The sequence below is a fragment of the Bradyrhizobium sp. SYSU BS000235 genome, from assembly GCF_049747295.1.
In the GTDB taxonomy this organism is placed as follows: Bacteria; Pseudomonadota; Alphaproteobacteria; order Rhizobiales; family Xanthobacteraceae; genus Afipia.
The window spans coordinates 3,866,416-3,892,807 of record NZ_JBMHJM010000001.1 but is presented as its reverse complement, the minus strand read 5'-3'; the positions used below and the strand labels follow the sequence as shown (position 1 = coordinate 3,892,807).

General features: G+C 59.4%; 27 protein-coding genes. 13 read left to right on the top strand and 14 right to left on the bottom strand.

Annotated elements, in window-relative coordinates; translation table 11 throughout:
- Positions 1-30: 30 nt before the first annotated feature.
- Both ACP0KA_RS18060 and ACP0KA_RS18055 read right to left on the bottom strand, forming a co-directional pair.
- A complete protein-coding gene (locus ACP0KA_RS18060; protein ID WP_424630105.1) occupies positions 31-639 on the bottom strand; it encodes a TMEM175 family protein in 609 nt (202 codons plus the stop codon).
- A 17-nt stretch (positions 640-656) separates the two neighbouring features.
- Positions 657-1,355: an alpha/beta fold hydrolase gene (locus ACP0KA_RS18055; RefSeq protein ID WP_424630104.1), complete on the bottom strand. Its 699-nt coding sequence runs from the start codon at positions 1,353-1,355 to the stop codon at positions 657-659.
- 153 nt (positions 1,356-1,508) lie between these two features.
- On the opposite strand from ACP0KA_RS18055, the gene ACP0KA_RS18050 reads away from it, so the two are divergent.
- On the top strand, positions 1,509-2,153 hold the full coding sequence (locus ACP0KA_RS18050; RefSeq protein WP_424630103.1) for a CGNR zinc finger domain-containing protein: 645 nt from the start codon (positions 1,509-1,511) through the stop codon (positions 2,151-2,153).
- A 56-nt stretch (positions 2,154-2,209) separates the two neighbouring features.
- Here the strand turns inward: ACP0KA_RS18050 and ACP0KA_RS18045 are convergent, their stop codons facing one another.
- On the bottom strand, positions 2,210-3,814 hold the full coding sequence (locus ACP0KA_RS18045) for an MDR family MFS transporter (protein WP_424630102.1): 1,605 nt from the start codon (positions 3,812-3,814) through the stop codon (positions 2,210-2,212).
- Positions 3,815-3,824: 10 nt separating this feature from the next.
- Positions 3,825-5,045, bottom strand: a complete 1,221-nt coding sequence (locus tag ACP0KA_RS18040; protein WP_424630101.1) for an HlyD family secretion protein — start codon at positions 5,043-5,045, stop codon at positions 3,825-3,827.
- Between the two features lie 111 nt (positions 5,046-5,156).
- Here ACP0KA_RS18040 and ACP0KA_RS18035 point away from each other — a divergent pair, with 111 nt between their 5' ends.
- Positions 5,157-5,834, top strand: a complete 678-nt coding sequence (locus ACP0KA_RS18035) for a TetR/AcrR family transcriptional regulator (protein WP_424630100.1) — start codon at positions 5,157-5,159, stop codon at positions 5,832-5,834.
- 156 nt (positions 5,835-5,990) lie between these two features.
- Positions 5,991-8,786, top strand: a complete 2,796-nt coding sequence (ppc, locus tag ACP0KA_RS18030) for a phosphoenolpyruvate carboxylase (protein WP_424630099.1) — start codon at positions 5,991-5,993, stop codon at positions 8,784-8,786.
- A gap of 30 nt (positions 8,787-8,816) precedes the next feature.
- On the opposite strand, the gene ACP0KA_RS18025 is transcribed toward ppc, so the two are convergent.
- Complete coding sequence (locus tag ACP0KA_RS18025) at positions 8,817-9,290, bottom strand: MarR family winged helix-turn-helix transcriptional regulator (RefSeq protein WP_424630098.1); 474 nt, start codon at positions 9,288-9,290, stop codon at positions 8,817-8,819.
- 160 nt (positions 9,291-9,450) lie between these two features.
- On the opposite strand from ACP0KA_RS18025, the gene ACP0KA_RS18020 reads away from it, so the two are divergent.
- Positions 9,451-10,758, top strand: a complete 1,308-nt coding sequence (locus ACP0KA_RS18020) for an MFS transporter (protein WP_424630097.1) — start codon at positions 9,451-9,453, stop codon at positions 10,756-10,758.
- Positions 10,759-10,888: 130 nt separating this feature from the next.
- Here the strand turns inward: ACP0KA_RS18020 and ACP0KA_RS18015 are convergent, their stop codons facing one another.
- The 3 genes from ACP0KA_RS18015 to ACP0KA_RS18005 all read right to left on the bottom strand — a co-directional run bounded on the left by ACP0KA_RS18015 (position 10,889) and on the right by ACP0KA_RS18005 (position 12,763).
- On the bottom strand, positions 10,889-11,071 hold the full coding sequence (locus tag ACP0KA_RS18015; RefSeq protein ID WP_424630096.1) for a hypothetical protein: 183 nt from the start codon (positions 11,069-11,071) through the stop codon (positions 10,889-10,891).
- 108 nt (positions 11,072-11,179) lie between these two features.
- On the bottom strand, positions 11,180-12,013 hold the full coding sequence (locus tag ACP0KA_RS18010; RefSeq protein WP_424630095.1) for an oxidoreductase: 834 nt from the start codon (positions 12,011-12,013) through the stop codon (positions 11,180-11,182).
- Positions 12,014-12,205: 192 nt separating this feature from the next.
- Positions 12,206-12,763 (bottom strand): sigma-70 family RNA polymerase sigma factor, encoded by a 558-nt coding sequence (locus tag ACP0KA_RS18005; protein WP_424630094.1) that lies wholly within the window; start codon positions 12,761-12,763, stop codon positions 12,206-12,208.
- Between the two features lie 254 nt (positions 12,764-13,017).
- On the opposite strand from ACP0KA_RS18005, the gene ACP0KA_RS18000 reads away from it, so the two are divergent.
- Positions 13,018-13,653 (top strand): NrsF family protein, encoded by a 636-nt coding sequence (locus ACP0KA_RS18000; protein ID WP_424630093.1) that lies wholly within the window; start codon positions 13,018-13,020, stop codon positions 13,651-13,653.
- 83 nt (positions 13,654-13,736) lie between these two features.
- On the opposite strand, the gene ACP0KA_RS17995 is transcribed toward ACP0KA_RS18000, so the two are convergent.
- Positions 13,737-13,967, bottom strand: coding sequence for a pentapeptide MXKDX repeat protein (locus ACP0KA_RS17995; protein ID WP_424630092.1), 231 nt, complete (start codon positions 13,965-13,967; stop codon positions 13,737-13,739).
- A gap of 182 nt (positions 13,968-14,149) precedes the next feature.
- Here ACP0KA_RS17995 and ACP0KA_RS17990 point away from each other — a divergent pair, with 182 nt between their 5' ends.
- Positions 14,150-14,851 carry a DUF1223 domain-containing protein gene (locus ACP0KA_RS17990; protein ID WP_424630091.1) on the top strand — a complete coding sequence of 234 codons (702 nt, stop codon included), beginning with the start codon at positions 14,150-14,152 and terminating at the stop codon, positions 14,849-14,851.
- A 139-nt stretch (positions 14,852-14,990) separates the two neighbouring features.
- On the opposite strand, the gene ACP0KA_RS17985 is transcribed toward ACP0KA_RS17990, so the two are convergent.
- From ACP0KA_RS17985 to ACP0KA_RS17965, 5 genes are all read right to left on the bottom strand, one after another.
- A complete protein-coding gene (locus ACP0KA_RS17985) occupies positions 14,991-15,611 on the bottom strand; it encodes a glutathione S-transferase family protein (RefSeq protein ID WP_424630090.1) in 621 nt (206 codons plus the stop codon).
- Between the two features lie 78 nt (positions 15,612-15,689).
- A complete protein-coding gene (locus ACP0KA_RS17980; RefSeq protein WP_424630089.1) occupies positions 15,690-16,493 on the bottom strand; it encodes an SDR family NAD(P)-dependent oxidoreductase in 804 nt (267 codons plus the stop codon).
- 38 nt (positions 16,494-16,531) lie between these two features.
- Positions 16,532-17,239 carry a glutathione S-transferase family protein gene (locus ACP0KA_RS17975; RefSeq protein WP_424630088.1) on the bottom strand — a complete coding sequence of 236 codons (708 nt, stop codon included), beginning with the start codon at positions 17,237-17,239 and terminating at the stop codon, positions 16,532-16,534.
- Positions 17,240-17,510: 271 nt separating this feature from the next.
- On the bottom strand, positions 17,511-17,912 hold the full coding sequence (locus tag ACP0KA_RS17970) for a hypothetical protein (RefSeq protein ID WP_424630087.1): 402 nt from the start codon (positions 17,910-17,912) through the stop codon (positions 17,511-17,513).
- Positions 17,909-18,835 (bottom strand): alpha/beta fold hydrolase, encoded by a 927-nt coding sequence (locus ACP0KA_RS17965; protein ID WP_424630086.1) that lies wholly within the window; start codon positions 18,833-18,835, stop codon positions 17,909-17,911. Before ACP0KA_RS17965 ends, ACP0KA_RS17970 begins: the two co-directional genes overlap by 4 nt.
- Positions 18,836-19,031: 196 nt before the next feature.
- Between ACP0KA_RS17965 and ACP0KA_RS17960 the strand changes: the two genes are divergently transcribed.
- From ACP0KA_RS17960 to ACP0KA_RS17930, 7 genes are all read left to right on the top strand, one after another.
- The gene (locus ACP0KA_RS17960) at positions 19,032-19,661 is read left to right on the top strand and encodes a TetR/AcrR family transcriptional regulator (RefSeq protein WP_424630085.1); all 630 of its coding nucleotides are present in this window, start codon (positions 19,032-19,034) and stop codon (positions 19,659-19,661) included.
- Positions 19,662-20,013: 352 nt separating this feature from the next.
- Complete coding sequence (locus tag ACP0KA_RS17955) at positions 20,014-21,261, top strand: amino acid ABC transporter substrate-binding protein (RefSeq protein WP_424630084.1); 1,248 nt, start codon at positions 20,014-20,016, stop codon at positions 21,259-21,261.
- Positions 21,262-21,304: 43 nt separating this feature from the next.
- A complete protein-coding gene (locus ACP0KA_RS17950; RefSeq protein WP_424630083.1) occupies positions 21,305-22,231 on the top strand; it encodes a branched-chain amino acid ABC transporter permease in 927 nt (308 codons plus the stop codon).
- Position 22,232: 1 nt separating this feature from the next.
- Positions 22,233-23,144, top strand: coding sequence for a branched-chain amino acid ABC transporter permease (locus ACP0KA_RS17945; RefSeq protein ID WP_424631650.1), 912 nt, complete (start codon positions 22,233-22,235; stop codon positions 23,142-23,144).
- Positions 23,134-23,865: an ABC transporter ATP-binding protein gene (locus ACP0KA_RS17940; RefSeq protein ID WP_424630082.1), complete on the top strand. Its 732-nt coding sequence runs from the start codon at positions 23,134-23,136 to the stop codon at positions 23,863-23,865. Before ACP0KA_RS17945 ends, ACP0KA_RS17940 begins: the two co-directional genes overlap by 11 nt.
- Positions 23,855-24,568, top strand: coding sequence for an ABC transporter ATP-binding protein (locus ACP0KA_RS17935; protein ID WP_424630081.1), 714 nt, complete (start codon positions 23,855-23,857; stop codon positions 24,566-24,568). The genes ACP0KA_RS17940 and ACP0KA_RS17935 overlap by 11 nt, the downstream gene beginning before the upstream one ends.
- A 389-nt stretch (positions 24,569-24,957) precedes the next feature.
- Positions 24,958-26,382 carry a sensor histidine kinase gene (locus ACP0KA_RS17930; protein WP_424630080.1) on the top strand — a complete coding sequence of 475 codons (1,425 nt, stop codon included), beginning with the start codon at positions 24,958-24,960 and terminating at the stop codon, positions 26,380-26,382.
- Positions 26,383-26,392 lie beyond the last annotated feature (10 nt).

Genomic DNA, 26,392 nt, shown 5'->3' with positions numbered 1-26,392 from the left:
ACGTCTCCCATAGGGCACGCAGCCTCTCGTTCAGGTCTGAGGTTTGTCGGTGACGTGAAGGATGCGCAGTTCGGGCACGAGGTAGGTGAACAGCGCACAGCAGATCAGAGCGAAGCCGGCCCACGGCGCCGCCATCGCGCACAGCATCGCGGCAGCAAAGATCATCAGGGTGATCAATGACCGCCGGCGGGCCATGCGCCGAACATGTTCCGGAAGTTCGGACGCATCCGCCTGTTCGAACGCCAGCCTCTCGAACACGCAGTAAGCGAGATCGATGCAGACGAAGACCGCGGCATAGAGTGCCACCGGGGCTGACGCGAGATGCGTCCGCGCGATCCAGGCCGTTGTGAACGGCACCAGCGATACGAAGAAGAGATGGACAAAGTTCCCCCAGATCAGGCCGGGCGTCACGTACTTCACGAAGTGCAGCAAGTGATGGTGATTGAGCCAGATGATCGCGATGAAGAGATAGCTGATGAGGTAGCTGACGGCGGTCGGCCACAACGGCAACAGCGCAGAGAATGTCGCGTTCTCCTCGGGCGCTTTCAATTCCAGCACCATGATGGTGATGATCACCGCAATCACAGCATCAGAGAAAAGCGCCAAGCGTTCCGCCGTTGTTTTGTGCTCCACCTGCATCAGACTCTCCCGCTGACTCAGTAGTTACCAGCGACGCTGCGCACGGCCTCAATCACCAGGTCTGCAACCGCCTGGGGTGCTGTCACGCTAGGCGTGTGATCGCATGGATGCGGCACCACCTTCGCTTTCATCCGCGCAGCCATGAAGCGTTGCGTGTCGGGGTTGATCATCCGGTCTTCTTCAGCAACCAGGAACCAACTCGGACGATCCATCCAGAGCGGCCGCGCGGCCTTGGTGCCGATGCAGGCGACGGAGATCGGCCTCTGCACGGCGGCGAGCCATGTCGCTTCATCGGCGGCGGCATGCTGGGCGAAGGCCGTGGCGAAAGCATGGTCCGGAAGCCAGATCAGGCCGTGAGCGTCCGGCGCCAATGCTGGAGCATCGGGATGTGGCTCGGCGCGGTAGAACACATCCGCAACCGTTTCGCCTTCGGCGGGCGCCAGAGCTGCAACGTAGACCAACGCTTGCACCTTCTCGCTCCGGGTCGCGGCGATCACCGCACCCGCATAAGCGTGGCCCGCGAGAACGACCGGGCCTTCTATTCTCTCGAGGGTAAGATCGAGAGCCGCCGCATCGTCAGCCAGCGAGGTCAGCGGCAGCGGCGCCGCCACCGACTTGATGCCTCGGGCTGCGAGCAACCCGATCACCTTGCTCCAGCTCGACCCATCAGCCCATGCTCCGTGCGCAAACACCACCGTCACATCTCTCTCAGCCATTGACCTTCTCCCTTGAGCGCCGATCCAATTGATTGGACTAACATAACCCATCCAATCGACTTATATGGGTTACGATTCTCCAAATAACTTGTCAAGCCGCTTTTTAGAGGTTACTTCTGGAAAAGAGGAAAGTTCATGTTGGGAGAGGGTTGGATGAACGGTCAACGGCCACGCGCAGTTTTCATCGCCGATGCGGCGGCACTCGATTTTCTGAATTCGATCGCGACACCTGTCGATGTGCCGGTCGACTCGATTCGTGACGGACAAGGCTTTGCAGACTGGCTGGAGCAAGCCGAGCTTGTGCCGTCGGATGTCCTCAAGACATTCCGCGACGAGGCTCTACCAGGTGAACTCGACAGCGTCGCCGCACAGGCGCGTTCACTGCGGGAGTGGTTCAGGACCTTTGTCAAAGACCATAAGGGACGGTCCCTGCCGGCCAAAGCCCTGCAGGAGCTTGGCCCCCTCACCCGCCTGCTCGAACGCGACGAGCGCTTCAGCCAGATCGTGGCGCATTCCCACGGGGACGGTGTGAGCGGCCTCGAATTGCGCGAAACGAGACGATGGCGTTCCGCGGAGTCCTTGTTGCTGCCGATCGGCGAACAGCTCGCGAAGTTCGTCTGCGACGAAGACTTCACCCATGTGAAGGCGTGTGAAGGACATGCCTGCACGCTGATGTTTGCCGATCACACCCGGGGCCACGCACGGCGATGGTGCAGCATGGGAATCTGCGGCAACCGCGCGAAGCAGAGCGCTCACCGCGAGCGGATGAAAACCGCTCAGGGTCGCGCATCGCGATAAAAAAAGGGAGGCACCCAGGCTGCCTCCTTTTTTCCTGCTGTCGGTATTGCAGAACGTTAGTGTGCCCCGCCCCCGCCGCCGGGCTTGACCTTCCGCGTCAGCAGAACCGCGATGGCCGCCAGCACAAGCACGAAGCCGATCACCGCGAATGTATCGCTGAATCCCATCACCAGCGCCTGGCGCTTGACCGCCTTGCCGAGCGAGACGATGGCCTGCTGGTGAGCAGAGGCCGGATCAGCCACGCCGTGGGCCATGAAATAGTTTGTCATCTCGGCGATACGATTGCGCACTTCCTCGCGGCCGAGGTTGACCGACTGGCCGATGATATTGGAGTGAAACTGCTCCCGCTTGGTGATCACGGTGGCGAGCACTGCGGTGCCGATGGCCCCGCCGAGATTGCGGAACATGTTGCTGATGCCGGATGCCGCGGCAACGTCCTGCGGCGCGATATCGCCGGTGGTCACGGACGTCAGCGGCGTCAACACCATCGCTTGGCCGATGGCGCGGACGATGTTCGGAATCCAGAGCTGATCGCCGGAATAGTCCGGCGACATCGCCGTGTTCATGAAGCAGCTATAGGCGAAGACCATCAGCCCGGTGAATGCGATGTAGCGCGTATCGAACCGCTGCATCAGCTTCGGCACCAGAGGGATCAGGATGAGTTGCGGCAGTCCGGTCCAGGCGAGCACGGAGCCGATCTGTTCGGAGTTGTAACCCTGCGCCTGGCCGAGATACTGCGGCAGGATATAGACCGAGCCAAACAGCGCGAAGCCCAGGGTGGTCATCGCGATGGTGCCGAACCCGAAATTTCGCCCCTTCAGGAGCCGCAGGCGGATCAACGGCTTCTCGACGGTGAGTTCGATCCAGATAAACACCGACAGGCTGACCAGTGCGATCAGTGCCAGCCGCACGATGAACGGCGACGAGAACCAGTCGTCCTTATTGCCTTCTTCCAGCACTGTCTGCAGTGCCGACAATCCGATCGCCATGGTGACAATGCCGGCCCAATCGCCTTCCCGCAAAAGACCGAGCTGCATCGGCTTGCGCTCCAGCGTTGCATAAAGCGCCGTCAGCATGACGATGGTCGGAACGACGTTGACGTAGAAGATGGTCTGCCAGCCGTAGTTCTCGGTGAGATATCCGCCGATGGTCGGGCCGATGGCCGGCGCGAAGGTGACCGAGAGCGCGAAGATCGCAAGCCCGACCGGCTGTTGCGGCTTCGGCAGCTTGGTGAGCACCAGCGTAAACGCCATCGGGATCAGCACGCCGCCGGCAAAGCCCTGCAGGCCGCGCAGTACAATCATCGTCGGCAGGTCGCGCGCAAATGCGCACGCAACCGAAAAGATCGCGAAGAACGCCGCGCTCGCCAGCATATAGCGGCGGAAGGAGAACACGCGGCTGAGATAATCGGTGAGCGGGATCACCACAATCTCGCCGATCAGATACGACGTCGAGATCCACGAACCGTTGTCGACGCCGGTGCCGATCCCACCTTCGATGTTGAGCAGCGAGGCATTGGTGATCTGGATGTTCAGGATCGCCATGAACGAGCCGATCATTGCGGCAAGAACGGCGATCCAGGTGGTGGCGCTTGCACGGTTGGGATCTATGACCGCAGGCGCGGCCGGAGCTCCGGAAAGTGAGAGTGTGGTATCCGACATGACACGATCCTCAATGCACCGCGTTCCCTGCTGCTGCGTTCGTCTCGACGGTGCGCGGCGTCGAGCGGGTTTCGATGGTCGGGATCACCGACATGCCCGGACGCAGTTCGACATTGGCGTTGTTGCCGTCGAGCACGATCTTCACGGGAATGCGCTGCACCACCTTGGTGAAATTGCCGGTCGCGTTGTCCGGCGGCAGCAATGCGAATTCCTGGCCGCTGGCGGGCGCGATGCTGTCGACGTGGCCGCGAACAACCTTTCCCGGGAACATGTCGACTTCGATGTCGACGGCCTGCCCCTTGCGCACATCGGTGAGCTGCGTCTCCTTGAAGTTCGCGACGATATAGGCGCTGGCCACCGGCACCACCGACATCAACTGCGTGCCGGCCTGCACGAACTGGCCGACGCGCAGCGTGCGGTTGCCAACGACGCCGTCGATCGGAGAGACGATCGCCGTATAGCCGAGATTGAGTTCGGCCTGATGCTGGAGAGCGATTGCCCGCGTCACCGCTGCGGTCGCCTGCGTGATTTCCGCCTTGAGCAGATCGATCTGCTTCTGTGCCGAAACGAGGTTCGCAGTGTCGCGCTCAACGGTGGCTTGCGCACTGGCGATGCGGGACTGTGCCTGCTGCGCATTCTGCACGCTGCCGAAACCAGTGTTGGCAAGATCTGTATAGCGCTTGTTCTCCTGGGCAGCGAACGTCACGGTCGCCTTATCGACGTCGACAGTCGCCTTCGCAGCGCTGACCACCGCCTGCTGCACATCGAGCTGGGCCTGCTTGCTCGTAAGCGCGGCCTTCGCGGCATCGACATCCGCCTTGGCCTGATCGAGCGCGACGTCATAGTCGCGGTTGTCGATCCGCGCGAGAACCTGCCCGGCTTTGACCTGCTGGTTGTCACCCACCAGCACCGCATTGAGATAGCCTGACACCTTCGGCGCTATGGTTGTGTTCTCGGCCTTCACATAGGCGTCATCGGTGGAGACCAGATACTGGCCGACGGTCCAGTAATTCCAGCCGTACCAGGTTGCACCTGCCAGAGCGACCAGCGCTACACCCATGAGTAATGTCTTGCGAAGACCGGCCTTCCGTCCCTTGGCGTCGGCGGCCTTTTCAGCCTGTCCTGCGTCCGCCTTGCCCTCCCGATGAAACGCCGCCGGCGGCGCGTCCTTGACGGCTTCATCGAGGGGAACCGGGTGTTCGATGTCGAACGTTGTGGAATGGACGGTCATGACGTCTGCTCCTGGGCCAATGATTGGGCCGCCGAATTAGGAAACTTGATATTTTCCAAAATAGACCCTATCTTGACACTGTCAACCAGATGACTGGCATAATCGAAAAGCATGGCTGAGAACGAATCCCCCACTGAACGCCGCTGCCGTGGCCGGCCGCAGGTCAGGCCCGACGATGAAACACGTCACATGATCTACGAGGCGGCGCGCCGGGAGTTTGCGGACAAGGGCTATGCGGCGACCAGCATCGAGGCCGTCGCCCGCCGAGCCGGGGTTTCGACCAAGACGCTGTACCGGCTGATCCCCAACAAGGCGGACTTATTTGAAGGCATGGTGACGGACCGGCTCGAACGCTTCCTGTCGGACGTCAACCTCCGCGCCACCGATCGCGCGAGCATCGATGACGCGCTTTATGCCGCACTGATGGCTGTCGCCGATCTGGCGCTGGCCGAAGAAGTCGTCTCGCTCCAGCGCATGGTGCTGCAGGAGACCGGAAAGTCGTCAGATGCAGCCGGCGTGTTCTACAGGAATGGCATCAAGCAAACTGCCGCAGCTCTGACTGAGTGGTTGCGCGCGCAGCAGAGTCGCGGGCTGATTACACTGACCGATATCGAAGAAACGGCCGGCATGCTGGTCGGCATGGCGATTGCCGAACCGCAGCGCGCGGCGATCTTCGGCGGCGTGCCGCTGCCATCGCGTTCGCAGATCGAAGCCCGCATCCGCCGATGTGTGGCGTTATTTCTCGATGGGTGCCGGACTGCAAGCGAAAGCAAAGCAGACTCCGTATAGAGCGCCCCGACGAGACAGCAAGCGACTTATCGACGATCGAATATCTCTATCACGCCATAGGGATCGTCGCGGACACTAGTGCTTGCGCTCACGCGAATTGCGATTGAATATATTCGCAGGTCAATTCTCATTCGGAACCCTGCGAGCAGAGAGTTCATGTCACTCGACGTATCTTTTTCGAACGCCAGACACGACGACACTGAAGCCTCCCTCACCCGGGACGACGCGCTGCTGAGGGCGGACATTCGCCGGCTCGGGCGCATTCTCGGCGACACGGTCCGGGAGCAGGAAGGATCGGATGTGTTCGACCTCGTTGAACGTATCCGGCAAACCTCGATTCGCTTCCACCGTGACGACGACAAGCAGGCACGGCGCGAGCTCGAGACCATTCTTGACGACATGTCGACCGCCGAAACCGTGCGCATCGTGCGCGCGTACAGCTATTTCTCCCATCTCGCCAACATTGCCGAAGATCAAAACAACATCCGCCAGCGCCGCGCGCTCGACATGTCAGGCGCAGCGCCGGATTCGGGAACACTGGCGTGTGCATTGGCGCGCGCGAAGCAAGCCGGCGTGGGGAAAGATGAACTGCGGGCCTTCTTCGTCGAGGCCCTCGTCAGTCCGGTGCTCACCGCGCATCCGACCGAAGTCCGCCGCAAAAGCACCATCGATCGCGAGATGGAAATCGCGTCGGTGCTTGATATGCGCGAGCGCATCCAGATGACCGCGGATGAGATCGCGGCGAGCGACGAACAGTTGCGCCGCGCGGTCGTCACGCTGTGGCGGACCAATCTGTTGCGGCGAACCAAGCTGACCGTGCTCGACGAGGTCGCCAACGGCCTGTCGTTTTATGACTACACGTTTCTGCGCGAGGTGCCACGCCTGCACTGTGCGCTGGAAGATCGTCTTGCAGATGACGAAGCCGGCGCGAAGGAAGCAGATCAGCTCGCAACATTTCTGCGCATGGGGAGTTGGATCGGCGGTGACCGCGACGGCAATCCCTTCGTCACAGCAGAGGTCATGCGCGATACCCTGCGGATGCAAGGCGCACGTATCTTCGGCTTCTACTTCGAAGAGCTGCATGCGCTTGGCTCGGAATTGTCGCTGGCCGAACACCTTGCCGGCGCGTCGCCTGAGGTCATGGCGCTTGCGGCACAGTCCCCGGATACATCGCCCCACCGCAAGGGAGAGCCGTATCGGCTCGCGGTCTCCGGCATCTATGCAAGGCTGGCTGCGACCGCACGCGCGATCGGGATCGAAACCAACCGGCCGCCGGTTGGAGATGCCGCGCCTTATACCGCCCCCTTGGAACTCCAGCACGACCTGGACGCGTTGCACGCCTCGCTTGTCGCCAACAACTCCCTTGTGATTGCGCGAGGACGGCTCCGGCATCTGCGCCGGGCGGTGGATTGTTTCGGCTTTCATCTCGCCTCGCTGGATATGCGGCAGAACTCCGCCGTACACGAGCGCACCATCGCCGAGTTGTTCAAAGCCGTCGCACCGGAAACGCGTTATCAGGAGTTGTCGGAAGGCGCGCGCATCGCGCTGCTGACGCGAGAGCTGAGCACCGGCCGCCCGCTCGCCTCGCCTTTTGTCGCGTACGGCGAGGAAACCACCAAGGAATTGGCGGTGCTGAAGGCGTCGGCGGAAGCACATGCTGTGTTCGGAGCCCATGTCATTCGCCAGTGCATCGTCTCGATGACGAAGGGCGTCTCTGACCTGCTCGAAATTGCCGTCCTGTTGAAGGAAACGGGCCTCGTTTCTGCCGATGGCACCAGCCGCCTCAACATCGTGCCACTGTTCGAGACCATCGATGACCTGCGCAATTGCGGCGCCATCATGGAGAAGCTGTTATCGCTTCCCGAGTACAGGCGCCTCGTCGACAGCCGCGGCGGCATTCAGGAAGTGATGCTGGGCTATTCGGACAGCAACAAGGACGGCGGCTTCGTCACGTCGGGCTGGGAGCTCTACAAGGCCGAGATCAACCTCGTCGAGGTGTTCGAGCGGCATGGCGTGCGATTGCGTCTCTTCCACGGGCGCGGCGGCTCGGTCGGCCGCGGCGGCGGCCCGAGCTACGACGCGATCCTCGCCCAGCCAGGCGGCGCGGTGAACGGACAAATCCGCATCACCGAGCAGGGCGAAATCATTTCGAGCAAGTATTCGAACGCGGGAGTCGGCCGCCACAATCTGGAAATTCTGGCCGCGGCGACATTAGAGGCAAGCCTGCTGCAGCCGAAGCACCCTGCCCCGCGCGAAGACTACATCGCCGCGATGGAGGAGCTTTCCAATCTCGCCTATGCTGCCTATCGCGATCTGGTTTATGAGACCGACGGCTTTGAGGATTACTTCTGGTCGTCCACCGTCATTAGCGAGATTTCGACGTTGAACATCGGCAGCCGTCCGGCCTCGCGCACCAAGACACGCAAGATCGAAGATCTGCGCGCGATTCCCTGGGTGTTCAGCTGGGCGCAATGCCGGCTGATGCTGCCCGGCTGGTTCGGCTTCGGCAGCGCGGTCAAAGCGTGGATTGAAAAGCATCCCGACAAGGGCATGGCCTTTCTGCGCGAGCTTTACCGCGAGTGGCCGTTCTTCCAGACGCTGCTCTCGAACATGGACATGGTTCTTTCCAAGAGCAGCATCGCGATCGCCTCGCGCTACGCGGATCTCGTTCCGGACGAGAAGCTGCGCGCAGCTATCTTCGGACGCATCCGTACGGAATGGCACGAATCCATCGATACCCTGCTGACGATCATGGGGCATGATCGGCTCTTGCAAGCCAACCCGTTGCTCGAACGCTCCATCCGCAACCGCTTTCCCTATCTCGATCCGCTGAACCACGTGCAGGTGGAATTGCTGCAAGCGCATCGTGCCCACAGCACCGATGAACAGGTATTGCGCGGCATTCAGCTCACGATCAACGGCATTTCGGCGGGATTGCGCAACAGCGGGTGATCCGAGAGATGTCCGCCCGGGTAGAAACGGCTATCCCCGGCTGACCGCTGCCTCGAAACGATCCGCAAAATCGTCGGCAATCAAAAGGCCGAGAGCTTCGTGCAGAGCTTCCGATCGTGCCTTGCCAAGCTCCTTTTCGAAACCGCGTTGCGCGGTGAGCCAGAGCGCTTCGGATTCCTTGAGCTTGGCCTTGCCGGCGGCAGTCAGGCGAACCAGCCGGTTTCGCCGATCCTGCGGGTCCGGCGCGGTCGTGACAAATCCATCGCGGATGAGCGGCTTTAACGTATGCGCCAGCCCGCCGGCATCCATCACCAGCGCATCCGCCAACTCGCCGACGTTGGTCGTCTCGGATCGTCCAATACGGGCAAGGATCGCGCGTTGCGTGACCTTCAGCCCGCTTGGCGCGAGAGCCAAATCGTAAAGCTGTGAAATGCGCCGCGACGCCTGACGCAGCGCCGTGCAATGACAGCGACTTCCGGTACCGGATCGTGCGCTTTCGCTCATGTGGGAACCTCCTGTCCTGAGTCCACAATATAAGCATATGCTGACATCTTGCAAATTACAAGCATATGCTGATATTTGTCCGGCCGCCGGGCGGGCGGGCACGCGCGTGCGCGCATGACCGTCCCCCGCAACGCCTGTTTCGAACCAGAAAGTGAATCGGATGACCGCAGTTCAAACGAAATCCCGCCCTGCCCCGCATTATGCGTGGGTGGTCGTCGCCGTGACATTCATGACCCTGCTTGTGACCGCAGGCGCGATGTCGACGCCCGGCCTGCTGCTGGTCTCGTTGCAGAAGGAATTCGGCTGGTCGACGGCGACCATTTCCACGTCGCTCTCTTTGCGGCTCGCGGTGTTCGGCCTGATGGCGCCGTTCTCCGCCGCCCTGATGCTTCGCTTCGGGTTGCGGAGAATTATGACCATCGCAGTGATCGTCACGGCGATCGGCGTTGGCGCGACGGCTTTCGTATCGCAATCGTGGCAGCTTGATTTGCTGTGGGGCCTCGTCGTCGGCGGCGGCACCGGAATGACCGCGCTTGTCCTTGGAGCGACGGTCGCCAATACCTGGTTTGCGCAGCGCCGCGGGCTCGTAATCGGCCTGATGACAGCAAGCTCCGCCTCAGGCCAGTTGCTGTTCCTGCCACTTTTCGCCAGCATCAATGAGAAATTTGGTTGGAGACCGCTCGTGACCCTGGTCGCGTGCGTCCTTCTTTGCCTTGCGCCGGTCATCGCCCTCTTGATGCGCAATCGCCCCGCGGATATCGGCCTCACACCGTACGGCGCGCCTGCGGGAACGGAGATCTCACGTCCGAAGCCACCGGCTGAAAACCCCATCATTGTCTCGTTCCGGGCCTTGAAGGGCGCCGTGCACTCGAAAAACTTCTGGCTGTTGTGTTTCGGTTTTTTTGTCTGCGGACTGAGCACCAACGGCCTTGTCGGAACGCATCTGATTGCGGCTTGCGGCGATCATAACATTCCCGAGGTGGCTGCGGCCGGCCTGCTGGCGTTGATGGGCGCCTTCGATCTGTTCGGCACCGTGGCGTCCGGATGGCTCTCCGACAAATACGACAATCGCTATTTGCTCTGCATCTATTACTCACTGCGCGGACTGTCCCTGCTCTATCTGCCGGTCGCCCTCGGAACCGACCTCGTCGCGGTTTCTCTGTTCGCCGCCTTTTACGGCCTCGACTGGTTTGCCACGCTGCCGCCCACCATCAGGCTGACGACGGATCGGTTTGGAACAACAATCGGTCCATTGGTGTTCGGCTGGATGTTCGTCGCGCACCAACTCGGCGCGTCGATTGCAGCCTATGGCGCCGGCCTCACCCGCACCCTCGACGGCACCTATGCGCCGGCGTTTGCGCTGTCCGGTGTTCTTTGCATTGTGGCTGGCTTCGCTTCACTCGCCATTGATGGCAAGAAGAAGAGCGACAGCGGAAAAACGGTCCTCGCGACCGGTACCGCGTCTTAGCAGTAAGATAAAGTGCGCGGTCTGGGTTGTCGCCTGCATCAGGAATGTGAATGCGAGAGCGAACAGAAACTTCATCGATACTGTTCGGTGAAGTTCGAGTAAGAGGCCGTCGCCACGTACAAAGCGACGGTCACTTCTCTGAAGCGTAATTCAACCATGCGCCGAAAAACCCGACCACAGACAGCGCAAGGAATGTGTACTGCATGTAGGCGACAGCCGGTCTCGGCGCCTCGGTCGCAGTTGCCATGTCATAGATCAGCCAGGCCGCGGTTGCGGCACTCACCAGCATGAGCTTCGGCCATTTACTGCTCACGATACGCTCCATTGCCATCCAACATTGCGTATGGATCGCAGTAACAAGACTTTCGGTTCAGGACTCTTCTGGGGTACGCCGCGAAAGAGCGTACCGAAGGACTCCCCATCACCCCGCTGCATAATCCGTCGATTGGCTCAACGCGCGCCAGCGATCGAGCTCTTCCAGGCGCGCGCGATCGGTTCGTTCGATTGCTCCCAGTGCATCGGACCCGAGCGCAATACGAAAGATAGGCAAGTCGTCACGCACGATTTTCACAACGACCTCGGCACCCTTGCGCGGGTCACCGGGCTGTTTGCCGTTGTAGTCGCGTTGCATACGCGCTGCCGCGCCCACCACCGCGTCGTACTCCGGCCGTCCTTCGTTGAGTTGGGTCGATGAGCCGGCGAAATCAGTGCGAAAACCGCCCGGCTCGATAATCGTCACCTTCACCCCGATGAGCGCCATTTCCTTGGCGAGCACCTCGGAAAAGCCCTCGACACCCCATTTGGCTGCCGAATACGCCGCCCTGCCCGGGGCACCGACGCGTCCACCGACCGACGAAAACTGAATGATGTGCCCGGCCCGCCGTTCGCGCATGTGCGGGATGGCGGCCTTCGTCATGATGATCGTGCCGAACAGATTGGTCTCGATCTGCCGGCGGAACGACGCAAGATCGGTATCCTCGACCGACCCAACGTCGCCATAGCCCGCGTTGTTCACCAGCACGTCGAGACCACCGAATTCGGTGACAGCCAATTGCACCGCGCGGTCCGCAGCCGCTGCATCCGTCACATCGAGCGGCGCGGTGCGAACCTGATCGCCATAACGATCAACCAGATCGGCCAAATCTTCTGGATTACGCGCAGTCGCAACGAGCCGGTCACCGCCGGCGAGGATGGCTTCAGCCAAAGCGCGGCCAAAGCCGCGCGAACTTCCCGTGACCAGCCACGTGCGATTCATATCTGTTTCTCCGTTCAATGCGTCGACGTCATCGGAGCAATTCCGTGCCGCAAATTGCAGCATGTCCCATGGCGAAGCCACCGACTTAACCGCTTTCTCGAAGAACAGAGTGCCAAAAACACGGCGATGGCGATAATTTGAAGTGAGCCCCTTCACCGCGCTCCGTCACCGCTTGCGGCCACTCGCACCGAACTACGTATTTTCTTCGTTGTAGCGTGCGGCCAACAGCTTGAGGGCTCTATGGAAGGCAACACGCACAGCAACTTCGGTCATTCCGAAACGTCGCGCCGTCTCCTGAATGCTGAGCCCTTCCATTGCGATGGATTTGACTATTTTTTGCGGCATCTCGCGCAACGAACCCAGCATCCTCTCGATGTTGTAAGTCTCAACGACCGGATCGGTCACCTCAACCTGGAGCACATCGAGAACATCGTCGATCGAAAGCTTGACGTATCGTCCGCGCTGACGAAGGGCGTCGATCAACTTATTCCGTGTGATGGCTGTAATCCACGGCCCGATGGGCCGGGACTGATCCCACGTATGACGTTTCAGGTGAACAACAAGAAGAACTTCCTGCACGATGTCTTCGGATTCAGATTGCCCCACTCCGTATTTATTACAGAGGCGCTTTGAAACCATGCGCAAGAATTTTGCCAGCGATTCAAGTAGCTCGCGATAGGCGATCGCATCTCCACGCAACGATGCCTGCATCAAAGCAGCCCAATGGCCCTCGCGAGAGTCGGGTTGCACGCATCATCCTTCGTTTCGACACGCCTGCCGTTGCCAGAGACATCTTCAAACGAACCAGCCAACGGAAGCATAGGCCAGAAAGACCTGTAGCATTTTTAGAACATTCGATCCAAAACACAAGGCAGTTTTTGGCGATTATCCCCGACACTTCGGCATAATGATTTCGCCTACCAATGTAACAACCGGGGTTGTCGGCACGAATAGTTCTTGCTCGGTGAACAAGAACTCATCAAACGTCGATCCCCGGGACGAAGATGAAAACAGAACTGCTGATTTCGACCCTGGCTCAGGACAACGCACCCCGATGGGGTTTCACGCGGACAGTTGCCGTCGCCTTGGCGGCCGGTTGCCTGGTGGCGGCAAGTTTGTTTATCGTCGCGATGGGACCCCGTGCCGATTTTGCGGAAGCGGTACACACTACGCGCTTTCTGTTCAAATTCGTCGTTACAATCCTGCTCGCCATTCTGGCCACGACATTCGTGCATCGCTATAGCCGCCCGGGGACGAACCTGGGCCGGATCGGGCTGGCCTTACTGATTCCGCCGGGACTCCTCATCTGCGCAGTCATTGCGGAACTGCTCTTGGTGCCCCGAGATCTGTGGTTGACGAAACTCATCGGATCGAATTCGAGGTTCTGCCTAACTCTGATCCCGCTCTTGTCGGTCGGCCCCCTCGCCTTCCTTCTCATGGCATTACGAAAGGGAGCACCTTCAAACCCGGGCGTGGCCGGCGCAATCGCAGGGCTTGCGTCCAGTGGAATCGCAGCCACCTTTTATGCAGCAAATTGCTTTGACGACAGTCCGCTCTTTGTCGCTTTTTGGTATCCTCTTGCGATCAGTATCGTTGTCGCTGCGGGATATGTGGCAGGGCGAAAATACCTGCGCTGGTAGCGATTTCTTTCACAGCAACAAAGAGCAAACAGGCCCATCCAGGTCCCGGATGAGCCTGTCTTTCGACGAGTGGCTATCGCAGATTACTTCTTCATTTCGTCTTTCTTCATGCCGTCCTTCGACATGCCATCGTGGCCCATGGCGTCCTTCTTCATGTGATCCTTTTTCATCGAATCTTTCGCCATGTTGTCCTTGCTCATCGAGTCCTTGCTCATGCCGTCCTTGCTCATTTTGTCCTGAGCATGGGCGATCGGGCTGACTGCAAGTCCCGCTGCTGCGACAGCAGCTAAGATCAGAGACGATTTGAATTTCATAGTGATGTCCTCATCAAAGGTCCTGACGGCACATACCGTCCAACATCTGGTACGTGTTTCCGACCGGGTCCGTTACATGCCGTCGTGCCTATATTGCGTCGCGCACGAAATTATCGCAGAGCGGGCGTGTAACAAATCCCGGGGCGCTCACGAACATAAGTACGCAATGAGAGGAGCCCCCCATGTCAACGCGTTTCGCCATCACACTGGGCATTGCTGCGAGCCTTTTTCCGGTTATTGCCCACGCATCCGATCGTCCGGTGGTCGTCGAGCTATTCACCTCTCAAGGGTGCTCGTCCTGTCCTCCGGCAAATGCTTTCCTCAACGAACTGTCTAAGAGTCGTCAGGACCTGCTACCGCTGGCCTTTCATGTCACCTATTGGGATGGCCTCGGCTGGAAAGATCCATTCTCACTGCAGGCTGCGACCGATCGCCAAGGTCGATATGGCAAACGGTTTGGCGACGGGTCGTATACACCCGAGATGGTGATCGATGGAGCGGTCGGCCTTGTTGGCTCATATCGTGGCGAGGTGAATTCGGCGATCGAGAAGGCCAAACTGGAGCAACAGACATCCGCCGAAATTCACGTAGGACGAGAAGGGCCACGCGTCGCGGTGAAGATCGGCGCAGGCAAGGGTGAAGGAACTATTCTGCTCATCGGCTTCGACCACCAACACACGACCGCAATCGGTCGGGGTGAAAACTCAGGTCGGACGTTAACGGAAACCAATCTCGTGAGGTCGGTACGGACGATTGGTCGCTGGTCCGGCGCCGCTGTCACCCTTCACGAGCCATTGCCAGACGGAGAAGACGTTGCAGTTCTGCTTGAAGATGCACAGGGCCACATTGTCGGCGCCTCTCGCCTGACCAGTGGCCCTGTCTGACGTTGGGCGCCGCGTCCAGCGAGAAGTTTAGCGCGTACAGGCCGCTCCGCGCTGTGTCCCGACGCTCGCTCCAACCTCGGTGAGCTTCGCCGTTCAAAGATAGCGCGAGCCGTGCATCGCCTGACACGCGGACATACAGTTAACTGAGGGGCAACATGACGGCTTCCTGAAAAGGACGCCGCCTTTTCAGCTCCCCGTACCAGCGCTGTACGTGCACAAGCTCAGGATGGGCAGTCTCCAGTTCGTACCAGCGGTGAATAGCCACCGCTGCAGGAATATCGCCCATCGAGAACGAGTCACCAGCGAGAAATGCCCGATCGGAAAGCTCGGCATCGAGTATTCGTATTGCCGCCAGTGACAGTTCTTCGGCGCGTGCGATAATCGCCGCATCGCGATCTTGCGGTTTCGTCCTGATCAATTGGATGAAAAGGGGCCGTAGTGCAGGCCAGAACACCGTGGCCTGCCAATCCATCCAGCGTTCCGCGTCAAAGCGTCTCGTTACTTCGCTCGGAAAGAGGCGGTCATCTCCCACCTTATGCGCGAGGTACCGGACAATCACGTTCGATTCCCAGAGTTGAAAATCGCCATCCTCGATTGTCGGAACAAGTCCATTGGGATTGAGCGCGCGATAGGCTGGTGTTTGTGTCACACCAAAGTGACTGCCTGCATCGATACGCTCGAAATCAAGGCCGAGCTCCAGGCAACACCAGAGCACTTTCTGAACGTTAATCGAATTCGCGCGTCCCCAGATCTTCAACATGTTCGCTCAAACCCTCGCCAAGCCACTGCACCCGAGGCTGCGATGGCTTCGGATCCATAGCTCACATGCTCTTCGCTGTCATAGCGCGGAATGATCACGAACCGCCTCCGCGAGCGCCGGCTTCAGATCGAGGAACCGTTTGTCCAGGGCTGCCGGATCGTCGCGATTCAGAGCGATCATCTTGGCGCGCGCCTCGCCGCCGCGGATCACTTCGAAGGCGTTTTGCTCGATCGCCTCGATCGTTGCAGCCGCAACCGCACTTGCAGGCTCCTTGACGAAGCCAAGCTCAGGACCCGCACGCGACGATCGCATCATCGGGGTGTCGGTCGCCCCGGGATAAACCGTCATGACGTGCACACCCTCGCCATTCAATTCACGTCGCAGCGATTCACCGAACTTGGCGAGTCCCGCCTTGACGCCAGCATAGGTCGCGTAAAACGGAGCTGCAACGAGTGCAATGCCGGACGTCACATTGACAATGAGGCTGTCGCCGCTCGCACGAAGTGCCGGCAACGCCGCCCGTGCAAGCATGATGGGCGCGACGAGGTCGACTTCAATCATGGTCCGGATCTCGGCCTCAATCGTGTCTTCGAGCCGCCCCGCACGTACCCCTCCCGCATTGTTGACAAGTATATCGAGGCCACCGAGCAATCCGAGCGCGGATGAGAGCGTCGCCTCGCGCCCCTTCTCAGTGGCCACGTCGGCAGCGACGTACTCAACGCGCCCCTTCTGTCGAAGTTGTTCTACGGCTTGCTGCAGAGCCTCCGGCCGGCGGCCGGTGATTACAACGCTTGCCCCTTTCTCCAACATCGCTTCGGCAATCGCATATCCGATACCGCTCGAGCCGCCGGTGATCAGCGCCCGCTTTCCCTGAAGATTCATGGCTGTCTCGTAGGTGTGAGGACTATAGGATCGTGCCTTCAGCGCGAAGCCTTGGGATAATTGGAAGGGAACAGCGCACGGCGCGTTTCTTCGTCCATTTCTTTCTTGAATGCGTGGTCCGTGCCAATTGCACGTGCTTTGGCCACAGCCGGGCGCGCATCGACGGCTTTGAACCAGCGTTCAAGGTTGGGAAAAGCTGTGATCGGGGCGGGCTCACCGGGCAATACACGAGGAGCCCGATCCAGCCACCCCCATGCGGAGACGTCGGCGATTGAAAACTCATCGCCCACGATGAAATTGCGCCCCTGCAGATGAAGGTCCAGCACCTCATAATGACGCTCGACTTCCCGGCGATAGCGATTGATCGCATAGCTCAGTTTTTCTGGAGCCGCGTGTTGGAAATGAACAGCCTGTCCCGAGAAAGGACCAATGCCCGTGGCGATAAAAAACAGCCATGACAGCAATTCTCCTTTCTCGTCCGGAGAGCCAATAAGGCGACCTGTCTTTTCGCCGAGGTAAAGCAGGATGGCCCCGGAATCAAAAACCCTTATTTCCTTGCCTCCCGGTCCGTCCGTATCGACGATCGCGGGCACTTTGCCGTTCGGATTGATGGCACGGAATTCCGGCTTGTGCTGTTCGCCCTTACTGGTGTCGACGGGAATGACCTCATAAGCGAGACCCACTTCCTCGAGCATAAGGGCAACTTTCGCCGGGTTTGGCGTCGGGTGAAAATAAAAACGGATCATTTTGCTTCCTCTCTTGATGCACTTCCGGCCGCGAAGCACGCGAGACGCCGATAACGATGGTTCAGCACGTCAGGCCGGCGCACCTTTCCCTGTTTCGCCCTATTTTAGATCATTCGTTCTAAAATGAATCAAGCGCGTTTCGGCGACAGTTTCACTTCCGCGATTTGACGAACGATTATTACTCGTGCCGGAGATCCGGAGAACGGGATGTCCGATCTACAGCCGGTCTCAGGGCTGTGAATCGAGAGAACAAAATGGTTCACGCTCGCCTTCAGGGCGGCGGCGCTGCCGGCACACGATACAAATGTCCTGTTCGGTCAAAGTCCTCAACAGTCCATGGGCCTCCAACTCCGCCAATCATCCAGCGCAGCACGGCCCACAAATCGCGATCGAGCGTTTCGCTGTCCACAGGCTCCAGCGCGTCCACAACCGCATAAATCTCCACACCGGATGGAAACGGTTCTCCGCTGCGCCCAATGAAAACCAACGTGTAGACAAGCCCCGAGGGCGCCCGCACATATCCCGGCTCAGAAAGGCCTTTTCGATCGAGCTCAAATGTCCGAACGAAGAAATCACGGAATTCGGGATAGTGGGCGACGCGATCTTCTGCCAAAGCGAACGACAGCCGCTTCCCATCCAGATCCGGTTTACCTACGACGGCGACCTCGATCATCGCGCTCCCTCCTCCTTATCAAGACGGTCAAGGAAGAGACGGATGAGATCCGCAATTTCCGGTCCGGAGTCCTCCTGCAGGAAGTGGCGGCCAGTGACGAGAAGCGGTCCTTCGGCATGGGGCAACATTTGCTTGAACCGGTTGGAGAACGTCGCGGCGTCGAAAACCTCATCCTCGCGTCCCCAAACGATGAGCGTCGGAAGCTTGGAACGGGAAAGTTCCTGTTCGAGCCACGCGAAGCGCTCTGTTGCCCGTGCGCTTTCGTCCAGTGGAATCCAGCGCGGCCACACCCACGTGAGAAGGCGTGAAGCAGGATCCGGGAGCACAGTTTCATAAGCAAGCTGTGCGTCACGCGCGAATTTCTGCCGGTCGACGACCGACAGATACACACCACGTCCAGCGAGCGCGCGATGCTTGCCCAGAAGGTAAGGCCCAACCAATGGGGCATGCATCATTCGCCAGGGGAAGAAGCGCGTGTGAAACTCAGCCGGGGGCATGGGCCACGCCCAGGTGCTCATAAGGGTGAGCGCCCGCATCCGGTCGGGGTTGCTCATCGCAAAGGATAGTCCGGTTGGCCCACCCCAGTCATGACAAACCAGCATGATTCTTCTCAGATCAAGCTGGCGCATGAGCGCCGTCAAGTTGGCCGCGTGACCATCGAGGGTATGTGCTTGTTCGCGAGTCGGCTTCTCGGACAGACCAAAGCCAATCATATCTGGAACGATCACGCGCCGGCCGGAGCGCACGATTGGCTCGATCATGTCGCGATAGAGAAATCCCCAGGTCGGATTACCGTGCAGCAATACGACGGGATCGCCTTCCCCTTCATCGACATAGTGCATGCGCCAGCCATTCACGTCAGCATAACGGGACGTGAATGGCCATTTCACACGAATTTCTTCGGGTAACGCGTTATCGAACATGGCTCTCCCTTGGTCTCAGCCACGTGCCGAGCAATTCCAACTGAGGTTGCGGTATTGTAGATCACACGTTCTAAAATTACCAGCGCAGCAACGGCGGCCGATCGGTGCCGACCAAGATTGTCAACTCAACCCACCGGGTGTTATGTAACAGCTTCAAGAGACTGGATATTTGTGGATGAGAAGAGGTTTGAAATAGATGGCGAGGCCGCGTGAATTCGATGAAGCGGCCGTTCTGGATGCGGCCATCGAACGATTTTGGCAGCGGGGCTATGAAGCGACTTCTGTGCGCGATCTGGCCGACGAAATGAACATCGCCGGTGCCAGTCTTTACAACGCCTTTGGCGACAAGCGCGGTTTATACGCTCGCGCGCTCAATCGGTATCTTGACCAAACCTTCCGTGAACGAATTCGGCGTATCGAACCGGCCATGCCCCCGCGGGAGGCGATCGGCACTTTTCTTCAGGAAATCATCAAGCGCTCGCTGACCGACAAGCAGCGTCGCGGGTGCATGCTTGTCAATTCGGCAATCGAGAGCGCGCCCTTCGATCCGGACTTTTTGAGCATCGTGGCGATATTTCTCGATGAAGTAGAGGCATTTTTCTTTCGAAGCGTCTCGAAAGGCCAGAAAGACGGCAGCATTACGCGCGATCATTCTGCCGAGGACCTTTCCAAATCGCTCTTGGGACTCCTCCTTGGCATCAGAGTGCTCGCGCGCGTGCGGCCGGATCGGAAATTGCTCGAAGGCCTCGTCCGGCCAGTTCTTGGTTTGCTCGACGGCGCGGCCACTGTCAGATCTTCCAGCGTACGTCGGACTAAATCTCATTGAACGTTAGCTGGAATCCCGCTTGTCGGGGAGCGGCAACTGACGGATGCCATTATCCGAATAGAAGATGCATCCGCTCGGACGCGAATTTCACCGGCGATTGGACACCTCACCCCGCTGATGTTCGCGCCAAACGACGGAACGAGCCCCGCTGCGCAGGGTCGTCATTTCGCCAGGCGGAACTAGCGGTCTCTTACAGCCGTCCTGCGCTTTACGAACGGCCCCGCGCTGCGTAGGCTCCCCCTGCGACAGATGCGCACGCTTACGTGATCAGCCAACACGGAGTGCGGGTTTATCGTCTCGCGGCGACACGCTAGAAGCGCGAGCGGAATAACAAAAAATCCGGAGGATTCTGATGCTTAAGTTGACGGGCGCAGCTCTGCTTGCAGGACTGGTAATCGGTGGGCAGGCATTTGCGGCGGACGCTCCCGCTGAGATCAAAATTGGCACGCTTTATGCTTCTGCCGGGCGTTACGCCTCGATCTCGATGCCCGTTTACAGCGCACTGAAGCTGTGGGTCGATCTCAAGAACAGCGAAGGCGGCGTCTATGTCAAAGCCTTCGACAAGAAGATCCCCATCAAGCTCATCTCCTATGACGACCAGAGCAACACCGCGACAGCCTCGACGCTCTACAACCAGCTCGTCACGCAGGACAAGGTGGATCTCCTCGTCGCCGATTCCGGCTCCGTGCTGACGGCACCGGCCGTTGCTATCGCCCGCGACCACAAAATGTTCCTGTTCGATCAGACAGGCACCGGCGCGAGCTTCTTCTCCAAGGATAATCCCTACATCGCGCTGATGTCCGACCCGGTCTCCACTGTGTGGCCAAAGCCGGTGGCGGACTTCATCACCCATGACGGTCCGGGGCTCGGCATTAAGAAGATCGCAATTCTCTACGCCACCAACGAATTCACCGGCACCCAGGCCAATGCGTTCCGCAAATTCGTGAAGGATTCCGGCGCGCCGATCGAGATTGTCTACGATCAGGGCGTGCCCACCGAGACGACGAATTACACGGTGATTGCCAACAACATCAGCAATAAAGATCCTGACGCGGTGATCCATTTCGGCTACGCGCCGAACGACATCGCCTTCCTGCGCAATGTTCAGGACGTCGGCATCAAGTACAAGATGCTGTTCGGCATCTATCCGGGTCTGGAGACCGAACTGCTGGAAAAGAATGTCGGCGCCAAGGGCCTCGAACATGTCTTCACTTACGTGCCGCCCTCAGAAATCCAGTACGAGGTCAATTTCGGCATGAACGTCAAGGACTACAAAGCCGCCTGGGACAAGAAGTACACGGACGGCAAGATCGAATTCGGCTTCAATGCTGTCGCCGGCTACACGACGGGGCTCGTGATCGAGAAAACGCTCTCGGTCGCCACCAGCATGGACCAGCTTGAGCTGCGCCGTGCAACCTTCAGCCTGTCGGGCAAGCTGAAGACTCTCGACGGCACCTTCGCACTGGACGAGACGGGCGGACAGATCGGCGAACTGACCCCGCTCGGTCAGCTCGCAGTGAACGAACACGGCCACATCAAGTTCGTGTCGATCTATCCGCATGAGACCGCAACCGGAAAACCGGTCTATCCGCGTCCATGACAAGTTCTCAGTTGTTGCAAGAGATCGCCGCAGCGAGGCGCTGATGCTTGTTTATGCCCTCGTCGCCGGCGTGCTGTTCGGGCTGTATTTCAGCCTGGTCGGCATCGGTCTTAATCTCGTCTTTGGCGTCATGCGCATCGTCAATCTTGCGCATGGCGACTTCTTGATGCTGGGCGCCTTCGTGGCGCTCGGCGTTGCCACGCTCGCGCATATCGATCCGCTATTCGCACTGCCGCTGGCCTTTATAATATTCCTCGTTCTCGGCCTGCTGCTCTATTGGGTGCTCGTGCCGCGACTCCAAGGCTCGGCCAATCCCGAGATGCTGTCGATCATCCTGTTCTTCGGCCTGTCGCAAGTGATCGAGGCACTGACCACCATCTTCTTCGGCACGAGCGAGCGCTCGATCCAGAGCCGCCTGCTCGGCACGCTGTTCTCCACCGTGAAGGTGAAGCTGTTCGGCGGCCAGCCCATCGCGCCCGGGCCGTTTCGCATCTTCGGCCAGGGCTTTCCGATGCCCTGGGTGATCGCTGCAAGCGTCAGCCTGATCGCAATCCTCTTGGTCTATGTCTATCTCTATCGCACCCGGCTCGGCACACTGACGCGCGCGGTGATGTCGCGTCGGGACGAGGCGGTCGCCACTGGCATCAATGTCGATCGCGTGTCGGCGGCGGCGTTCGGTATCGGTCTCGGCCTCGCTGCCGTCGCCGGCGTGTTCGCGCCCTTCATGTTCGGTTCGGTGACGCCGGCCTTCGGCGCCGACGCCACGGTGACGTCCTTCGCCATCGTCGTGCTCGGCTCGCTCGGCAATCCGCTCGGCACAGCGCTTGGCGGTATCGTCTATGGGATCTGCTACATGCTGGTGCAGACCTATCTCAGCTCATGGGCTGACCTCCTGCCCTATGTCCTGCTGATCCTCATCCTGTTGCTGCGCCCCAGCGGCTTGCTCGGAAGGCGGGTGCGCGTTGCCTAATATGCTCAAACACGTGTTGTTCATCGTGGCACCGCTGGTCGCAGCCTTTGCGGTGCTGCCCGGTCTCTACAGCAACCATTTGCTGCTGTTCAATTTCGTGATCTTCCTGACTTTGGCGCAGGGCGTGAACATCATCTACGGCTTCACCGGCTATCTGCCGTTCGGCTATGTCGGCTTCTTCGGTGCCGGTGCCTACGGCTTCGCCATCATGGTGATGCACGCGCATTCACCGGCCGTCGTTGCGGTGCTGGTGGCTGGCCTCGTCGGCCTTGCGCTGGCGCTGCTGCTGACGCCGCTGCTGCGGCTGTCCGGTGCCTATTTCGCCATCGCCAATCTCGCCGCCTCGCTCGCGGTGCTGCATCTGATCGCCAATCCGGCGCTGGAAAGCATCACGCGCGGCCCCTATGGTGTGTCACTGACCGGCATCTTCAATCCCGATCACGCCTATATCGCCGCGCTCATCATCATGGCGCTGACCATGCTGGTGGTGGTCTATCTGAAGAATTCAAGCTTCGGTCTCGCTTTGCAGGCGGTGCGCGAGGACCCCGTCAGTGCGGCCATGGCCGGCATCAATGTCGTCAAGATGCGCATCATCGCCTGGCTGCTCTCGGCACTGGTGGCGAGTCTCGCGGGCGCGACCTTCGCCTGGTACGTCTCTGTGTTCTATCCCGACAACGTGTTCAGCGCGGAGTTCAGCATCTTCGCCATCGTGTTCGCGTTGTTCGGAGGCGTCGCCACCATCATCGGACCGATCGCCGGCGTGCTCGCGCTCTACGGCATCTACAACCTGATCGGTTTCACCACGCCACAATATTTCCAGTTGATCTACGGCCTGCTCATCATTGGCCTGGTGCTGTTTCTGCCCGCCGGTCTTGTATCGCTGGCCAACCGACGAGGCTGGAATGTCCCCTGAGATGACCCCGATCCTCAAGGTCTCCGGCCTGATCAAGCGCTTCGGCGGTTTTCGCGCCCTCGACGGTCTCAACTTCCACGTGACGCCCGGCGAAATCCTTGGCCTCGTCGGGCCGAACGGCTCCGGGAAGACCACCGCGATCAACGTCATTTCCGGCCTCTACGCGCCCGATGGCGGCAACATCGCGTTCGACGGCGCGTCGATCGGAGGCATCGCCTCCCACAAGCTGGTTCACCGCGGCATCAACCGAACCTTCCAGGTGCCGAAGCCGTTCCAGTTGCTCACGGTGCGGCAGAACATTGAGGTCGCGCGTGCTTACGGCATGCCCGGGAACGGTGCGCCGTCGGTGGACGCGCTGATTGACGACTACAAACTTCGCGACGTCGCTGATCGCCCTGCCGCGGACCTGAACAGCGTGCAGCAGAAGATTCTCGATCTCGTCCGCGCACTCGCCACTGGTCCACGCCTGCTCCTGCTCGACGAACTCGCGGCCGGCCTCAACCCGACCGAACTCGACTGGATCGCCGGCAAGATCAAGGATCTCGCCAAGCATGGCATCTCCATCATCGTCGTCGAACATCTGATGGGCTTCATCGAACAGATCACCGACCGCGTCATCGTGCTGAGCGCCGGCAAGGAGATTTTCGAAGGCAAGCTCTCGGTGGCCGTCAAGGTCCCGCAGGTGATCGAAGTGTTTCTGGGAAGCGAACATGCCGCCTGATGCCCTTCTGCAAGCGTCCGGTATCGATGCCGGCTACGGCACCATGCAGGTGCTATGGGGCGTCGACCTCGACGTCCGCCCCGGCGAAACGGTGCTGCTGCTCGGCGCCAACGGCGCCGGCAAGACCACGTTCCTGAAATCGCTGGTCGGCCTGATCCAAGCCCGGCGGGGCCAGATCAAGCTCGCCGGTCAGGATGTCACGCAAACACGCTCCAGCGACCGCATGAAGCTCGGCATGACCTATATGTCGGAGCTTGCTGTATTCCCCGATCTGTCGATCGAGGAGAACATCCGCGTCGGCGCCGAAGCCCTCGGCCATGCCGACCCGCGCGCGCGGATCGAAGAGCTCTACGGCGTGTTTCCAGTGCTGCGCGAAAAGCGCCGCAATCCGGCATCGAGCCTGTCTGGCGGCCAGCGCAAAATGCTCGGCATCGCCAAGGCACTGGCGGCCGACCCGAAGCTGCTGGTGATGGACGAGCCCTCTGCCGGCCTCTCCCCGCTGCTCGTGAAGGAAGTACTGCACGTCCTCGCAGATTTACGCGGGCGCGGTTTGGCGCTGCTGATCGCCGAGCAAAATATCAGCTTCCTCGAGATCGCCACACGCGTCTTCGTGCTGGAAGGTGGTCATATCCGCTTCTCCGGCACGGTCGCGGAAATGTCGGACAATGAGTCATTGCGGCAGGCTTACTTCGGCCTCAAATAGTTACGCTGAACCGGTCTTGCTCCTCGCCGAGCCGAAGCGGGCGCGTACCCTCTCGATGTTGCACGTATCAATGTCGCACTTGAAGGCACGGCGGAGGCTGAGGAGCGATTAACGCCCAAAGCGCTGCGAAAGCTCGACGTATTGGAATCGACCCTCTTCACGCTGAAACAGACCCTAAGTCGATTTCGCTGCTGAACCTGCTTCAGCAGCATCGCGGACGGGCGCTGCTGTGCAGCATGAGGCTCTCGCACAATAGGTGAAAAAGAAGACAAGGCACGAGCGACATGCTTTGTGCTAAGCTTGGATCTCGTTCCTTTCTCGCGTCAGCAGCTATTTGTCATTTTAACTTCGGCGATTTTGCTACTTTGAGAGCGTGGAACTCGCCCCATATGTTTTCACCCTTTTTTCAATCGATCAATTTCGCTCACCGTATCGGACTTCTGCAGCAGTTTTTGATCGCCGCGGGATTAACGATCGCCATATCCATGGCCTTGCTCGCCTATTTTATGTCAGAGCGAATCGGGTCAAGCCTCATGCAAAGTGCGGCGGAGGAAGCCGCCTTGCTGGTAGACGCATTTGTTGGCCCGACCGTTCAGGAGCTCGACACATCCAACGTGCTATCGCCTGAAAGCGCGAAAAAGTTGGATGACATCGTCAAAGGCCAATTGGGCAAACGAATTAGAACTATCAAGATTTGGCTTCGCGATGGCACGCTTGCGTACGCCACGAACAAAGAATTGGTCGGCAAGAAATTTCCGTCTGAGTATTTGGAAGCCGCCTTCAGCGGGAAAATCTCAGGCACCTTCGATGATCTGGACGACGATGAGGACCATTACGAACGGTCTCTGAATACCCCATTGATCGAAATCTACGCGCCACTGCGTCGTATCGGAACGCAGGATATTATCGCGGTGGGACAACTTTATAACAGCGGCGAACGCCTGGCCGAAGAGCTTAGGTCGATACGCTTCGCGGCCGCCGGAATCGTCGCTGCGGTGACGATCCCCATGATGGCTCTTCTCTTCCTGATGGTGCGTCAGGCAAATCGCGTTGTCATCAGGCACCGTACGCTGCTCACGCGAAAGATCGCCGAGACGGAGGCATTGGCGATTCAAAACGATCGCTTACGGCAACAGGCCGAGGATGCGAAGATCGAATCCGCGCGCTCCAACGAAATCCTACTTGAGCAGATCGGACAGGATCTTCACGACGGACCGATTCAGCTTCTCAGCCTGCTCATGCTCAAAGTAACGGACACCGTCGAAGCTGACGCGAATGAGGTGATCGATAACGATCGCCCAACTGGGCACCGTCCCGGTTCAGGCGTTCACCAACTCGCCTCTACCATTCTGACCGAGTTGCGTGAAATCTCAGAAGGACTGGTGCTGCCGCAACTGGAAGGATTGACGCTCGCCGACGCAGTATTGCTTGCAGTTCGCACCCATGAGCACGTTACCGGGACAGCCGTAACGTGTGAGATCGAGTCACCTGTCAAAGAAGTGCCCATGCCAGTCAGGGTATGTATTTACCGGGTTGTGCAGGAAGGATTGAACAATGCCTTTGCGCATGCAGGAGGGCGCGACCAGCGAATTCAAATATCGACTGACAACCAGCATATTATTGTCACGGTAACCGACGGCGGCGCGGAGTGTAATGGCCAGCAGCCCGCCCGTAGCAGGACTGGACTAGGGTTATCCGGTTTGCGGCGGCGCGTAGTAGCTCTTCGAGGCTCTTTCGAAGTCGCATTGATCCCAGGCAGAGGCACTCAGATTGTGGCCAAGCTCCCGATCGGGGCGCCCCGCGATCAAATTTAGCTTCCCAAAT